The organism is Paenibacillus pabuli NBRC 13638, from assembly GCF_001514495.1.
GTDB lineage: Bacteria > Bacillota > Bacilli > Paenibacillales > Paenibacillaceae > Paenibacillus > Paenibacillus pabuli.
The window spans coordinates 43,422-58,756 of the sequence record NZ_BCNM01000034.1 but is presented as its reverse complement, the minus strand read 5'-3'; the positions used below and the strand labels follow the sequence as shown (position 1 = coordinate 58,756).

The following is a 15,335-nucleotide window of genomic DNA, read 5'->3' as shown; positions in this document are numbered from 1 at the left end:
GGCTCTGCCACGGCAGGCGGACGGCGCGGGAGCCGGAGCGCAGCGAAGCAGCGCAGGCGTGAATGCTGGAGCTGCACGCAGCAGCGGAAGCCAAGGCCCGGCAGCGTCGCACAGCGCTGCGGGTGGACATAGGGCGGCCACTGCCAATGGGGCCGCTTCCGTGGCTCGCCGGGAGGCAGAGGCCGCTGGTGGCACGGAGCGGAGCCGTGGGCCGCAAGTGGTGGAACAGCGGGTGTTCGTGAAGATCACACCGCAGGCGGAGAAGCAGGAGCTTCTTACCCGTCTGAAGCAATTGCTTCAAGAACATCCGGGTCCTGTGGCGACGGTGCTCTTCTATGAGCAGCAGCAGAAGCTGCTTGCATTGAGTGACGCGTACCGGATTAAACCTTCGCCTTCCCTGTTTTCCCAGATGGAGAACATGCTGGGTGAGGGAACGGTCAAAATAAAGTAACAGGCTATCTCCGCAAGGAATTGTTTTTTCTCTCCTCAACGTGATGATGAAATAACATCTCTGATTCGTTAAACGGCGAGACCTGTGGAGAGATTGGAGCTATAGCGTGCGTTGCATTCGTTAGTCAAAAAGGGTTTCTCTCCCAGGCTCATGACGCTGGGGCGCCCACTTATTCCTAATGGTAAAACCTGTTCGGCTAACTGCCGAGCAGGTTTTTTGTATTTCTTTTAACCGATTACATCCGGTTTGCAGGCAAAAGGGATATTGAACGCAAGAATGTAATATGTGAATCTTTTTACATCATTTACCGGATAAGCAGGCTGCCGAAGTGAATGTGCATTCCCCACTTTTTTATGAACATTTTGCGAGTCTGCTGCATACACTTGAGAACACCGTAGGACCTGAGGGTCTTCCGGGGAGCGATGCGGGAGGTCGAGATATGTCATATGAAATCGTAGAAGCCATGCTGGCCCGGCGGGGTGTGCAGATTGATGCAATCGCGGAAATTGTATATCGTCTGCAAAAAGGGTACCACCCGGAATTGACCATGGATGATTGTGTTACCAGCGTAAAATCGGTCCTGCAAAAACGAGAGGTGCAGTATACGCTGTATACAGGCATAGCCCTCGACGAACTTGCTGAAAAACGCCTTTTGCCACAACCTTTGCAGGCCATCATGGAGGCGGATGAATCCCTGTATGGAGTGGACGAGACTCTTGCGCTTGGCATTACCCATGTATATGGTATGATCGGTTTAACCAGTTTTGGTTATCTGGATAAAGAAAAGATAGGTGTCATTCACGATCTGAACGAGGCAGGACCGGCCATACATGTTTTTCTGGACGACCTGGTTGCCGGGCTCGCCGCGGCTGCTTCTGCCCGAATTGCGCACAAAAATATTAAAGCTAAAAAATATCCATCGGATATCTGATCCTCTCAATGACTTTTATTGGTTATTTTTGTTGTGTTGAATTGTTCAATTGAAGGTCAGCAAGGGCGGCTGCAGCTGCCCTGAGGGGCCTGGAATTCCTTTTTAAGAGAGGCAGACCCAAGAACATTGCATCAACCGTATCAGTTATCCTTGTGGGACAAATGTCCCTCTAGATCCCGATTTCTCCCCAAAGGTCCCGAACCCTTCCTTGCAGAAAAAAAGTGAGGTATGTTATCATTAGTCCAATATACGGGCTCTGAACATTAGCTTAGGGGGCGGACATGGCATGTGGACGGTGATTTACATTGCACCGACAGCAAAGGTTGCGGACAAGATCAAGACCAAGCTTTCGGAAGAAGGTTTTCTGGTACAGACCCGTCCCATCAGTTTATCCAAGCAGCAATTTGAGATTCGCGTCCCTTCAGGGGAATTGGAAGAGGTTCAGGAAGTGCTGAATTCGATTCTGCATTCCTGATTCCTTCGATAGACGTGCCTTGGCAGAGGAAGAATTACCATCGGTACATAAGGGACTGACCGCGTAAGCGGAAAGAGGAATCGACTTGCATGTTTTGTATACTGCTGTCCTTCCTTCTTTTTTTGTTAGGACAAGGACCGACCAGGTTGCTCGCAGAGACCCTACCAAGACAGATTACTCAATCATCGGCGCAACAATCTTTCGGTTATTGCAGGTAACATCAATCGTGCTGACAGAAGCCGCTGATCTTTGCCTTATACCGGCGGATTTTTTTGTTGTGAATGCTGGACAAGGCCCATGGCAGCGCGTATGGGTCGTAAGCGGTTTACCGCAGCTCGCGGGTGAAGTTGCTTTAGGCAACAAACTGCAGGTTGCGGCCATCAAATCAACGGCTGGAGAGGTGTAGTTGTGTTCAAAGATATATTCCAAAAAAAACGGAAGTACGCTACCATACCTTCCGAGCGTGCGCTTCGTGGCGAAGGTCAGGAAGCTGGAGAACGTCCAAAACGTGAAATACCCGAAGGACTTATGAACAAGTGCAGCAAATGCGGCACGATTCAATATAGCAAGGAATTGGAAAAAAATCTGAAAGTATGTCCAGCGTGTGGCTATCACATGCGTCTGAACGCCATGGAACGCATTGCCATGGTTCTGGATGAGCAAGGGTTTGTGGAGCATGATGCTGATATGATATCGGTTGATCCGCTTGGTTTCCCTGGATATAGTAACAAACTGGAACAACAGCGCCTGAAGTCAGGGCTGAAGGAAGCAGTAATTACAGGCGAGGGAACGATTGAAGGCCTGCCTGTCGTTGTTGCAGTCATGAGTTTCGACTTCTTCACGGGAAGCATGGGTTCGGTTGTAGGGGAGAAAATTACTCGTGCGGTCGAACTAGCGACGGAGAAACGCTTGCCGTTGATTATTTTTTCCACATCTGGCGGTGCCCGGATGCAAGAAAGTATTCTGAGTCTGATGCAAATGGCGAAAACAAGCGCAGCTCTGTCCCGTTTGGATGAACAGGGCGGGTTATATATTTCGGTCATTACTGATCCAACAACAGGTGGAGTCTCTGCCAGTTTTGCGAGTCTCGGTGATATCAATATCGCTGAACCGGGAGCTGTATTTGGCTTTGCCGGCAGAATTGTCATTGAGCAAACGATCCGTCAGAAATTGCCTGATGATTTCCAGACGGCGGAATTTAATATGCAGCATGGCCAGCTGGATCTGGTGGTCCACCGTAAGGAACTTCGAACCACCCTTGGCAAGCTTCTGGATATGCATAGTGAAAAAGGAGGGGTCTGAATGGCGGGTGAGTTGCCATATGAAGCGCCTCTGGTTGAGATGCGCAAAAAGATTGAAGAGCTCGTACAGTTTGGACAGGAAAAAGGCATCGACTTTACGGACGAGATTGCCCGCCTGGAAGAACGTTACCATAGACTCGAAGAAGAGATTTACACTGGCATAACAGCCGCACAGAAAATGCATCTGGCACGGCATCAGCAGCGTCCGACAGCACTGGATCTGATCCAGCTGATCTTTACGGATTTCATTGAGCTGCATGGCGACCGCATGTTCGGAGACGATCTGGCGGTCGTTGGCGGACTTGCGAAGCTGAACGGACAAACAGTAACGGTCATCGGTCAACAGCGGGGGAAAGATACGAAGGATAATATCGCCCGCTTTTTTGGGAGCGCTCATCCGGAAGGTTTCCGGAAAGGGCTGCGTCTCATGAAGCAAGCGAACAAATTTGGTCGCCCAATTATTACATTTATTGATACTAAAGGGGCGTATCCGGGTAATACTGCTGAAGAGAGAGGTCAATCGGAAGCTATTGCCCGTAACTTGCTGGAAATGGCGAAGCTCTCGGTGCCAGTTATTGTTGTGGTCATCGGCGAAGGGGGAAGTGGCGGTGCCCTAGCCATGGCTGTGGGTAATCGTGTGTTGATGCTGGAGCATGCGATCTACTCTGCGATCTCTCCGAACGGGGCTGCATCGATTCTATGGAAAGATGCATCCAAGGCAGATCAGGCGGCTGAAGCAATGAAAATAACGGCGAAAGACCTTCTGGAGATGGAGGTCATCGAAGAGATTATCCCTGAGCCACGTGGTGGTGCTCATCGGGATTATGAAGCATCTGCGGCAGCGATCAGTGAAGCTCTGGCTCGTCATCTAGATGAGATGAAGGGCTGGAGTGCAGACCAATTGAAACAGGATCGCTATGAGAAATTCCGTAAAATTGGATCTGTCACTTTTGAACCTGAGGTGCCGGTTGAAGTCCCTCTAGTGCCCGTGGAAGTCGATACGGCGGGTAATTTGTCGGGAAATGCTGAATGATGTGACAAATTTCCTATACAAATAAGCAAAAGTATAGTAAATTTAATAGTTGGAAAAAGAAAAAGAGATATAAGATAGACCTTTAAAATCGGAGGAAACCCAAAATGCGCAAAACGAAGATTGTATGTACGATCGGTCCATCCAGTGAATCTCTGGAGAATACCAAAAAATTGATTATGGCCGGCATGAATGTGGCCCGTCTGAACTTCTCCCACGGTGATTTCGATGAGCACGGCGGACGGATCAAAGCAATTCGCCAAGCATGCGAAGAGCTGAACAAGACAGTAGCGATCCTGCTGGACACCAAAGGACCGGAAATTCGGACAGGTAAACTAGAAGTTGAACCGATTGAATTGGTTCAGGACGAGTACATCACTTTGACAACAGAAGAAATTCTGGGCACCAAAGAACGTCTCTCCATTACGTATGCCGATCTTCCGAATGATGTTGAACCGGGATCTACAATTCTGATCGACGACGGTCTGATCGGACTGACTGTGGTGGAAGTGCAAGGTACCGAGATCAAATGCCGTATCGTTAACGGTGGTTCGATCAAAAGCAAAAAAGGTGTTAACGTTCCGGGCGTTGCCATTTCTCTGCCGGGTATCACTGAAAAAGATGCCAACGATATCGTATTCGGTATCGAGCAAGGTGTCGATTTCATCGCGGCTTCTTTTGTTCGTAAAGCAAGTGACGTACTTGAGATTCGTGAATTGCTTGAGAAACACAATGCCGGACATATTCAAATCATCTCCAAAATTGAGAACCAACAAGGTGTCGACAACCTGGATGAAATCCTTGAAGTGTCCGATGGTCTGATGGTTGCTCGTGGAGACCTGGGTGTAGAGATCCCTGCGGAAGAAGTACCATTGGTACAAAAACGCATGATCGAAAAATGTAACGTTGCAGGCAAACCGGTTATCACAGCTACACAAATGCTGGATTCCATGCAGCGCAACCCGCGTCCAACACGTGCAGAAGCAAGTGACGTAGCCAATGCGATCTTTGACGGTACAGATGCAATCATGTTGTCTGGTGAGACAGCTGCGGGTAAATACCCGGTTGAATCCGTTCTGACCATGTCCCGTATTGCCGAAAAAGCAGAATCTGCTCTGCCGTATCAAGAATTGTATCTGAAACAACGTGTTGCTCAACAAACAACGGTTACTGAAGCAATCAGCCAATCTGTAGCCCTGTCAGCTCAAGATCTGAACGCTAAAGCGATCATTACTTCGACTGAATCCGGTCATACAGCACGCATGATTTCCAAATATCGTCCAGAATCTCCAATCATCGCAGTGACAACGGAAGACAGAACTTCCCGTCGTCTTGCATTGGCTTGGGGGGTAACACCAGTCAAAGGAAGACTTGTTGATTCCACTGACGCTTTGTTTGAAAATGCAATTGAAGGCGGCGTGAAATCCGGACTAGTGAAAGAGGGAGACCTGGTTGTCATTACAGCAGGTGTACCTTTGGGACGTTCGGGTTCCACGAACCTGATCAAAGTAAGCCAAATTCCAAATAACGCGTAATCTCGTTTGGATGAGAAGCAACAGGAATGAAGCAATGGGGCGTTTGTGTCCCGTTGCTTTTTTCCATCTTTATGACACTTTTTAGCAGTTACATACGTACTGATTGGTATATCGAAGGGGGCCGGCAACATGCAACAACCAAGCAATGCAAGCTGGTACACGGCACGCCTTCGCGTGCGTTATCAAGAGAGCGACCAGATGGGTGTGGTCTATCACGCCAATTATTTGAATTGGTTTGAAATCGGTCGAACCGAGATGATTCGCCAAATGGGGTATACCTATCGTAAAATGGAGGAGCAGGGGTTACTGCTTCCCGTAACCGGACTGGATGTGAAGTATCATAAACCTGCCCGGTATGATGATGAAATCATCATTTTCACCCGAATTGCTGCGTTTAGCGGTCTGAGATTGAACTATGAGTATGACATTAGGCGTATGACTGCAGACCTTGATGGGCAGTTGGGTATCGGAGAGCGGGTATGGTCATCCGAAGAGTCCCTTCCTGGTGAACGATTGGTCACAGGCTCTACCCAACATGTATGGGTTAATGGGGACTGGAAGCCAGTCAGGCTGGATAAGACAGCTTCTGAGCTCTACAGCGCGCTTGAGAAAGTGTGGCTTTCAGGAAAGGGGTAATACGTAATGCGAAGATGGATGTGGGCTTTGCTCTTAATCATTCCGGTGATTGAACTATTTGGTTTTATCCTTATGAGTGACTGGATCGGAGCCGGAAAAACGCTGCTTCTTATGATTCTCACGTCCTTGATTGGTATAGCAATGTTGCAATTTGAAGGGCGTAAAGTTCTCATTGATGCCAAATCCGAGATGGAGCGCGGTAAGGTACCCGGAAGAAAAATGGTAGATGGGCTTTTCATTTTTGTGGGAGGTTTCTTGCTGCTGATTCCGGGATTCATCACAGATCTGATCGGTTTTACACTGCTGTTTCCGTTAACACGTTCGGTGTATCGTCTGTTCTTCCTGGGCTGGCTGGAGAAAAAAATGAGAAATGGTAGTATCAAGTTTTACCGCGGTCCAAAACGATAAGATATACCAGAATCAGTTAAAGAAAGGCACCGACCACCAGATTCAGTCTGATGAGCGGTGCCTTTCTAATCTTGATTACAGGTGGATAACAGAAAACAGAAATCAGAAATCATGCATTTTTACGGGATCTCATCGGACGCGGCCGTTAATAATGTATGTTCTCAGATCACGAAACACATTTGCACGATTGAATGCATCAAGAATAACGAGGCTGACAGGTCCGATGATCAAACCGAGCACACCGAACAGTTTCAATCCGACAAACATGCCAACCAGAGTGGCCAGTGGGTCCAGGCCAACACTGCTGGCAAGTACTTTGGGTTCAATGATCTGCCTGGCAATCAGCACGATAAGATATACAACGCTGATGCCAATCCCCAGGTACAGGTCACCGTTCATAAACAAATATGCCGCCCACGGAACCATGACGAGACCAACGCCGAGATAGGGAAGCAGATCCACAAGGCCAATAAGCAAAGCAATCGTGAAAGCAGACTTCACCTGTAAAATAAGCAATCCGATCATCACAAAGAGTGCCGTGATAGAGATCATGATCAATTGAGCCCGTGCATAGCCAAACAACGCTTTTCTCAGATCGTTCCAGATATCACTTATCGGCTTACGAATGGATGAAGGAACCCAACCTGATACGGTAATGCTGTGCCGAGCCCAGCTTTTGCTTATAAAGAACGTCGACAGAAGGACAACGATGAGTACCGCTCCCATATTAGGGAGGGAGGTCAGCAGGTTCAGAATCATATTGAAAAATCCAGTGACCAGATCCGTGACTGCTGTACCTACCGTCTCGGTTGTTTTGCTAATGTTGCTGTTAATAGTTTCTTGATAATTTGGATTTTCCTTGTAAAATTCATTGATCTGTCCAATCAAACTCTGAATCGTATCATTCTGAGTCCAGCGTACGAACGTTGCCTTGATCTCATCGACATGAAGATCAAAGCTTGTCGTCAAGGAAATGACTTCTTTCACCATGCGAGTTACAGCAGCGGATAACACGACAACAATAGCCCCGCAATATACGATTAGTGAAAGGGTGACGGCTAACCAGCGCGGAAATCGGACCTTATGCTGAAGCAGCTTTACCAAGGGGTTCATCGCATAGGCGATAATCCATGCGATGGCAAAGGGATATAACAGCGGGAACAGCAAGTATATGGCAACGGCAATCAGAAGGGTGGCAATAATCACCCATAAGCCGCGCAATAAGCGTTTCATAATGATTCTATCCAAGCATCAACTCTCCTTAATCCTTTTCAAGCCTACTCAAGAAAGAAACAAACAGGCTATCTAGTTAATATAGAGCAAATACAGTGATTTGAAACGCGAGGATGTCATCGAATGATCTCGTTTCTTTTGCCTAGAGTATGCCTCATGTGTATAAAATATAGCAATAGATACTTGATTAATAGCACGGAATTGTATAAAAAGAATAAAATGTCAACCTTGTTCTTGTAAAGGCTTTCAAAAATGCTTTATCAGTCTGATAAAGAAGTTTGATGTGCGAATGACCTTGCTTTATGTTCACATAAACGACAAAATCCAGTATGATGAGATAAGAAAATGCCGATTGACAGATATGAAAACCGGACATTGTGATATTTATTCATTTCAAAATGTAAATGGTTACAAAAGAAGGACGAGTGCGTTAAACATGTTGATGGCACTCTGGATGAGTTCTTGATTTCGTTTATTAAAGGAGAGATGTAATATGACAGCTACCAAAGGTCTGGAAGGCATCGTTGCAACAACCTCTTCGATCAGCTCTATTGTAGACGGTGTGCTTACATACCGTGGTTACGATATTGATGATCTGGCTGAAAACGCCAGCTTTGAAGAAGTTGCCTATTTGCTTTGGTTTGGTAAATTGCCGACTACGGATGAACTGAAATCCCTTCGTAAAAGCCTGAGCGATTACGCGCCGATTCCGAGCGAGTTGATTGCACAAATCCAATTGTATCCGAAAAACATGAGTACCATGGCAGCACTGCGTTCCGCAGTATCCGCACTGGCTCTGTACGATGAACAGGCTGATGAAATGACAGTGGAAGCAAATGAGAACAAAGCAGTTAAGCTGCAAGCTCAGTTGCCAACGATTGTTGCAGCCATAGCCCGTATCCGTCAGGGCAAGGAACCTGTGACTCCAAAAGAAGGCGCTTCCATCGCGGAAAACTTTTTATATATGATGACGGGTGAAGAACCATCCGAAACGGCTGTTAAAGCTCTTGACCAGGCTCTGGTCCTGCATGCAGATCATGAGTTGAACGCTTCTACATTTGCAGCACGCGTAACGGTAGCCACATTGTCTGACATCTATTCTGGTGTAACTTCAGCTATTGGCGCATTGAAGGGGCCATTGCATGGCGGTGCTAACGAAGCCGTTATGAAGTTGTTGAATGAGATTGGTACACCTGAGCGGCTGGAGGCAGCTATTCAGGAAAAATTGAACAACCGTGAGAAGATCATGGGCTTTGGACACCGCGTATACAAAAATGGAGACCCACGTGCCAAACATCTGCAAAAGATGTCCAAGGAACTGGGCGAAATGAACAATGATACACGACTTTATGAAATGTCTGTGAAGATCGAAGAACTGGTGACAGGACAAAAAGGTCTGAGGCCAAATGTTGATTTCTATTCCGCCTCCGTTTATACCCAATTGGGTATTGAAGAGGTACTGTTTACACCGATCTTCGCAATTAGCCGGGTATCAGGTTGGACCGCTCATATTCTGGAACAACTTGCTGATAACCGCATTATTCGTCCGCGTGCCGAGTATACAGGTCCAACAGATCAGAAGTACGTTTCGATTGAACTTCGCTAAAGGCATCAAAACCAGTATAATAAATAAGGACGGGATGAAGGGGATAAACTTGCTGGTTATCAACTTGCCACATGTCGACACCCTTTCCTCCCATAAGACAAGCGGTATGGTATCATACTGCATATACGAACCCAAGGAGGAATTATACTAATGAAATTAGAAAAATTTGCTCACCCAACTGAAGGCGAAAAAATTCAAATTGATAACGGTACACTTCAAGTACCTAATAACCCGATCATTCCATTTATTGAAGGTGACGGTACAGGCCGTGATATCTGGAAAGCTTCCAAGCGCGTATTGGATGCAGCAGTTGAAAAAGCTTATGATGGCAACAAAAAAATCGCTTGGTACGAAGTGTTTGCTGGTGAGAAAGCATTCAATACATACGGGGAGTGGCTGCCAAACGATACGCTTGAAGCCATTCGCGAGTATATCGTAGCGATTAAAGGACCATTGACTACGCCAATCGGCGGCGGAATTCGTTCCCTCAACGTGGCACTGCGTCAAGAACTGGATCTGTACACTTGCTTGCGTCCTGTGCGCTACTTCGATGGTGTACCTTCACCGGTTAAACGTCCCGAGCTGGTAGACATGGTTATTTTCCGTGAGAACACTGAAGATATCTATGCAGGTATCGAGTATGCAGAAGGTTCCGAAGAAGTGAAAAAAGTGATCCAGTTCTTGCAACAAGAGATGGGTGCAAACAAAATCCGTTTCCCTGAAACTTCAGGTATCGGTATCAAGCCAGTTTCCTCTGAAGGTTCCAAGCGTCTGGTACGTGCAGCAGTGCAATATGCCATCGATCACAACCGTAAGAGCGTAACATTGGTTCACAAAGGCAATATCATGAAATTTACTGAAGGTGCCTTCAAAAACTGGGGTTATGAAGTTGCTGAAGAAGAGTTCGCTGACAAAGTGTTCACTTGGGCACAATACGATATCATCAAGGAAAAAGACGGTACGGATGCAGCAAATGCAGCTCAAAAAGCAGCTGAAGATGCTGGTAAAATCATCGTGAAAGATGCAATTGCCGATATCGCTCTGCAACAAGTATTGACTCGTCCAGGCGAGTTCGATGTTATTGCAACGTTGAACCTGAATGGTGACTATCTGTCCGATGCACTTGCTGCACAAGTTGGCGGAATTGGTATCGCTCCAGGAGCGAACATCAACTATGTAACAGGACATGCGATCTTCGAAGCTACTCACGGTACTGCACCGAAATATGCGGACAAAGACGTCGTGAACCCTGGTTCCGTTATTCTGTCTGGTGTTATGTTGCTTGAGCACTTGGGATGGCAAGAAGCGGCTAACCTGATCTACAAAGGTATGGAAACTTCCATTAACAATAAAACCGTTACTTACGACTTTGCACGTCTGATGGACGGCGCTACTGAAGTGAAATGTTCTGAATTTGCTGATCAAATCATTAAAAACCTGTAAGGGGAGATGTGAATCGTGACTATTCAGCGCAAAAAAATCACAGTAGTCGGCGCCGGATTTACCGGAGCTACAACCGCTTTGATGCTTGCCCAAAAAGAACTCGGGGATGTTGTACTGGTTGATATTCCTCAATTGGAAAACCCGACAAAAGGTAAAGCACTCGACATGATGGAAGCCAGCCCGGTTCAGGGTTTTGATAGCAACATTATCGGTACTTCCAACTACGAGGATGCTGCAGGTTCAGAGATTGTTATCATTACAGCTGGTATTGCTCGCAAACCGGGTATGAGCCGTGATGATTTGGTCAATACGAACGCAGGAATCGTGAAGTCGGTTTGTGAAAATGTGAAAAAATATTGCCCTGATTCCATTGTCATTATTCTAAGTAACCCGGTAGATGCAATGACGTATGCAGCTTATCAGACACTTGGTTTCCCTAAAAACCGCGTAATCGGTCAATCCGGTGTCCTGGATACTGCACGTTATTGCACATTCATTGCACAAGAGCTGAATGTATCGGTTGAAGATGTCCGTGGGTTCGTTCTTGGTGGCCACGGAGACGATATGGTACCACTCGTTCGTTATTCCAGCGTCGGCGGTATTCCAATCGATACCCTCATCCCGGCAGATCGCATCGAATCCATCGTACAACGTACACGGGTTGGCGGCGGTGAGATCGTAAACCTGCTTGGAAACGGCAGCGCATACTATGCACCGGCAGCTTCATTGGTGCAAATGACCGAAGCCATTTTGAAAGACAAAAAACGAATCATTCCGGTAATTGCTTTCCTTGAAGGGGAATATGGCTACAACGACTTGTTCCTTGGTGTGCCAACTGTTCTGGGTGGTAACGGAATCGAAAAAATATTTGAACTGGAACTGACTGCTGAAGAAAAAGCAGGACTCGACAAATCTGCGGATTCGGTTCGTAACGTTATTTCAGTAGTAAATATCTAAGTTTGAAAACTTTTTGAACAGCAACAAAGCGAAAACCTTCGGAAACTCCGGAGGTTTTCTTTTCTTTGGATAAGTTCCCCAGTATAATGGGATGTGATGTATAACACACTGAACTGAAATTTTTGAGGAGGATGGAAATTTTGACAATGATTATGTATCTGCTTCATATTATTGGAGCGCTGGCTATGGGCTTCTATCTGATCTTGCCATTCGTGGTTGGCAAAATCCGTACCCTGAGTGCTGCAGCCCAAGAAGGAGCATTTGCGTCGCTCCGTTCATTGAACCGTATCGCACAGTATGGACTTGTGATTCAGCTTCTTACGGGCGGTTACTTAATGACCAAGGGTGAGTATTCCTATCTGTGGATGGGCGTAGTAGTCGTTCTGTTGCTTGCTATTGCGGCAATTGGTGGCATTATGGGTAAACCGCTGCGTCTGGCTGCAGAGGCTGTGAAGAGCAACCGTGATGTTGGTCCGGAGCAAAGCAAGATTCGTACATTCAGCACACTGCTTGCCGTGTTCCTGCTCATCATGGTATACCTGATGGTAAATAACCAGGTTATCTAGAAAACAGTCTTCATGCAATCTATCTGAGGACTAAACGTAAAGCGTTTGCACACCAGATACGGGGACAAGCCATGTAAGGAAAAAGTGAATACGAAACAAAAATAGACAGCCCAGAGGCTGTCTATTTTTTTGCCTTCATTCAGAAGGCTGTCTGCCAATCAGCAGCACAAGGTAATAAGGTTGAGTTAGGAGCATATAGGACTTCGCATATTTACAGGCTGTATGGTATGTTCAACTCAAACTGAGAGCATGGGCGAAAACGGTGTTTCTGCCGTTACGCTTGGACTCGTAAAGAGCTGTATCCGCATCGCGTAGCAAGGATTCCAGAGAATCGGACCCTCCATTATATTGTGCCACTCCGAAGCTTGAAGTCAGTGGAATACGAGTATCCTGTACCTCCAGCGGGTCATTCAACAAAGCCACGCGTAACTTCTCGGCAAGCTACTCGCCATCCTTGAGTGTTGCATGGGGCACAGCTATTACGAACTCCTCTCCTCCATACCGAGCGAACAGCATCTCCGGACTGAGATACCGATTACACACAGAGACCACATGAATGATGGCTTGGTCGCCAACGTCATGTCCATAAGTGTCATTTATCCTTTTAAAATAATCAATATCAAATAAAATAAAGGCAGCGGGCCGCAGGTTAAGCTGGGCTTCACTCAAAATTTCCCGGCCTTTGTGCAAAAATTGTGTACGGTTGTATATTTTGGTGAGGCCATCGAAATAAGCCATTTGTTTCAGTTGTTCTTGCAGGAAACGCTGCTCGGTAATATCAATCAGCATAATGAGAGTACCGACGGCCTGTCCATCCTTGTTATAAACATAAGATGTTCTGACTTGGTAACAGACCGTTTCGTCATTTAACTGCCAATACAAATCCTTTTGCAGACCTTCTCGATCATATTCCACAGGGAAAGGCTTTCCGGCCAGCGCATGCCAAATATCATTCAGATGCTGGCCCACCATGCTCCATTCCAGCTCTGGCAGCATATTGCGCAAAGACTTGTTATAATCGACGAGCCGCTGGGAGCTATCCAACACGATAACCCCTTCACGCATGCTTTCAAAGATATGATCCTTGGCGATAGGCACGATTGTTAACAGACGAGTGGATAGAATGGCCCATATGTACATGGCAGATGTAATACACATGAGAACCGGAACGGGGTCCATTCCATTCGGAGTCAGACCTAGCAAATAAACAAAAGCCGCTACCATCGGAATGATCTGTGAGGTAATCAGTGTGAGTAGTTGGCGACGATACATTTTTTTGGTGTGTCTCCACTGTCTGATGAGAATCAGGCAGGCACATAACAGACAGGAAAAGGTGAAAGCCCCGTGAACAACGTACCATTGCCCAATGGCAATATCCATCAGAGGCACGGCACTGTTTTCTCTCAGCCATACCCTTTTATAAAAAAGGTGAGCACAGCTGAAGTGGCTACAAGAGTTATATACGAATTAATGTGCGATTTCATAGGTTAGGTCTCCATATTCGTTCAGAATATTTGTTGAGTTGAGATGCCTGGTAACGATTAATTCTAACTTAGGAAATCAGAGTTAATGTTACTGTATACTGTACATTGTACATCAGCCCATACAGCATAGGAATACAATTCAGGCGCTGAATCAGTCCGTTTTTCGAATAAAATTCGAACTTATTATAATAGATATTTTTGTTTGATCTTCCAAGGAGAGTGGTAAGTAAGTATCGAGAAAACAGACAGCAACTTTGGAGAATGACAGTCGAATTTGGGAATAATTTGTACTGTTCATGACATCCTACAGAATGAGACTAGAACAGAAATTCATTTTGAGAGGAGAAATGCCAGATGTCAACCGATACACAAAACAAAAAGACAATGCCAGCCCAACAACAGAATCAGCGTCCTGGGATTGAATCGGAGATGCACCCCAAGCCGGAGTTTGAGAAACCTGAATATAAAGCAGCCGGCAAATTGTTGGATAAGGTTGCATTGATTACGGGTGGAGACAGTGGAATTGGACGTGCTGTTGCCGTTACGTATGCAAAAGAAGGTGCCGATGTAGCGATTGTATACCTGAGCGAACATCAGGATGCGGAAGAGACGAAGCGCCAGGTCGAACAGGAAGGCCGTAAATGCATACTGATTGCCGGAGACATTGGTGATGTTGCATTTGCCAAGAAATCCGTACAACAGACCGTGGATCAACTGGGCAAGCTGGATATTGTCGTGAACAATGCAGCAGAGCAGCATCCTCAGCAGCAGATCGAAGATATTACACCAGAACAGCTGGAGCGTACGTTTCGTACAAATATCTTTGGCATGTTTTATATTACACAGGCTGCGCTGCCGCATCTCAAGAAAGGCAGTACAATCATCAATACGACGTCCATTACCGCATATCGTGGTAATCCAACGTTGATCGATTATTCATCGACAAAAGGAGCCATCACTTCATTTACCCGCTCACTGTCGATGAATGTGGTAGAGAAGGGCATTCGTGTGAACGCCGTTGCGCCTGGGCCGATATGGACACCGCTCATACCATCCACGTTTGATGAGAAAAAGGTGAGTGAATTTGGCGCTACTCAGCCGATGAAACGTCCAGGTCAACCGGATGAATTGGCTCCGGCATACGTATATCTCGCTTCTGATGATTCGTCCTACGTGAGTGGACAGGTCATGCATGTCAATGGCGGCGAAGTGGTTAACGGATAGAATTGACGAAAATAAAAAGGTTATGAAGAGTAAACAAAGACGTTTCGTTTCCAGC

At 46.5% G+C, this 15,335-nt stretch carries 14 protein-coding genes and 2 pseudogenes; 14 read left to right on the top strand and 2 right to left on the bottom strand.

The genetic code is table 11. The annotated features are described in order from the left end of the window. The 9 genes and pseudogenes from PPA03S_RS34135 to PPA03S_RS30265 all read left to right on the top strand — a co-directional run. Nucleotides 1-451, top strand: a pseudogene (locus tag PPA03S_RS34135) (DNA polymerase III subunit alpha); the annotation flags it as partial. Nucleotides 452-890: 439 nt separating this feature from the next. After that, entirely contained in the window at nt 891-1,382 is a 492-nt protein-coding gene (locus tag PPA03S_RS30300; RefSeq protein WP_024629130.1) for a phosphatidylglycerophosphatase A family protein, read from the top strand. A 286-nt stretch (nt 1,383-1,668) separates the two neighbouring features. After that, on the top strand, nt 1,669-1,857 hold the full coding sequence (locus PPA03S_RS30295; RefSeq protein ID WP_017689496.1) for a hypothetical protein: 189 nt from the start codon (nt 1,669-1,671) through the stop codon (nt 1,855-1,857). Between the two features lie 208 nt (nt 1,858-2,065). Then, a complete protein-coding gene (locus tag PPA03S_RS33125) occupies nt 2,066-2,263 on the top strand; it encodes a hypothetical protein (protein WP_167666122.1) in 198 nt (65 codons plus the stop codon). 2 nt (nt 2,264-2,265) lie between these two features. Continuing rightward, nucleotides 2,266-3,159 carry an acetyl-CoA carboxylase, carboxyltransferase subunit beta gene (accD, locus tag PPA03S_RS30285; protein WP_062329586.1) on the top strand — a complete coding sequence of 298 codons (894 nt, stop codon included), beginning with the start codon at nt 2,266-2,268 and terminating at the stop codon, nt 3,157-3,159. After that, nucleotides 3,160-4,191: an acetyl-CoA carboxylase carboxyltransferase subunit alpha gene (locus tag PPA03S_RS30280; protein ID WP_062329584.1), complete on the top strand. Its 1,032-nt coding sequence runs from the start codon at nt 3,160-3,162 to the stop codon at nt 4,189-4,191. Nucleotides 4,192-4,295: 104 nt separating this feature from the next. Then, nucleotides 4,296-5,723, top strand: coding sequence for a pyruvate kinase (gene pyk / locus PPA03S_RS30275; RefSeq protein ID WP_062329582.1), 1,428 nt, complete (start codon nt 4,296-4,298; stop codon nt 5,721-5,723). A gap of 129 nt (nt 5,724-5,852) precedes the next feature. Further along, nucleotides 5,853-6,359, top strand: coding sequence for an acyl-CoA thioesterase (locus PPA03S_RS30270; RefSeq protein WP_062329580.1), 507 nt, complete (start codon nt 5,853-5,855; stop codon nt 6,357-6,359). A 6-nt stretch (nt 6,360-6,365) separates the two neighbouring features. After that, on the top strand, nt 6,366-6,767 hold the full coding sequence (locus PPA03S_RS30265; RefSeq protein ID WP_062329578.1) for an FxsA family protein: 402 nt from the start codon (nt 6,366-6,368) through the stop codon (nt 6,765-6,767). Nucleotides 6,768-6,896: 129 nt separating this feature from the next. Here PPA03S_RS30265 and ytvI read toward each other — a convergent pair whose 3' ends face one another. Next, complete coding sequence (gene ytvI, locus PPA03S_RS30260) at nt 6,897-8,015, bottom strand: sporulation integral membrane protein YtvI (RefSeq protein ID WP_062329576.1); 1,119 nt, start codon at nt 8,013-8,015, stop codon at nt 6,897-6,899. 478 nt (nt 8,016-8,493) lie between these two features. Here ytvI and citZ point away from each other — a divergent pair, with 478 nt between their 5' ends. From citZ to PPA03S_RS30240, 4 genes are all read left to right on the top strand, one after another. After that, complete coding sequence (gene citZ, locus PPA03S_RS30255) at nt 8,494-9,606, top strand: citrate synthase (RefSeq protein WP_062329574.1); 1,113 nt, start codon at nt 8,494-8,496, stop codon at nt 9,604-9,606. Nucleotides 9,607-9,756: 150 nt separating this feature from the next. Continuing rightward, nucleotides 9,757-11,049: an NADP-dependent isocitrate dehydrogenase gene (gene icd, locus PPA03S_RS30250; protein ID WP_062329572.1), complete on the top strand. Its 1,293-nt coding sequence runs from the start codon at nt 9,757-9,759 to the stop codon at nt 11,047-11,049. A 15-nt stretch (nt 11,050-11,064) separates the two neighbouring features. Further along, nucleotides 11,065-12,006 (top strand): malate dehydrogenase, encoded by a 942-nt coding sequence (gene mdh / locus PPA03S_RS30245; RefSeq protein ID WP_062329570.1) that lies wholly within the window; start codon nt 11,065-11,067, stop codon nt 12,004-12,006. Between the two features lie 140 nt (nt 12,007-12,146). Beyond that, nucleotides 12,147-12,572 (top strand): hypothetical protein, encoded by a 426-nt coding sequence (locus PPA03S_RS30240; RefSeq protein WP_157284431.1) that lies wholly within the window; start codon nt 12,147-12,149, stop codon nt 12,570-12,572. A gap of 231 nt (nt 12,573-12,803) precedes the next feature. On the opposite strand, the pseudogene PPA03S_RS30235 reads toward PPA03S_RS30240, so the two are convergent. Then, nucleotides 12,804-13,994, bottom strand: a pseudogene (locus PPA03S_RS30235) (sensor domain-containing diguanylate cyclase); the annotation flags it as partial. Nucleotides 13,995-14,410: 416 nt separating this feature from the next. Between PPA03S_RS30235 and PPA03S_RS30230 the strand changes: the two are divergent. Beyond that, nucleotides 14,411-15,280, top strand: a complete 870-nt coding sequence (locus PPA03S_RS30230) for an SDR family oxidoreductase (protein WP_062329565.1) — start codon at nt 14,411-14,413, stop codon at nt 15,278-15,280. The last annotated feature ends 55 nt before the right edge of the window (nt 15,281-15,335 follow it).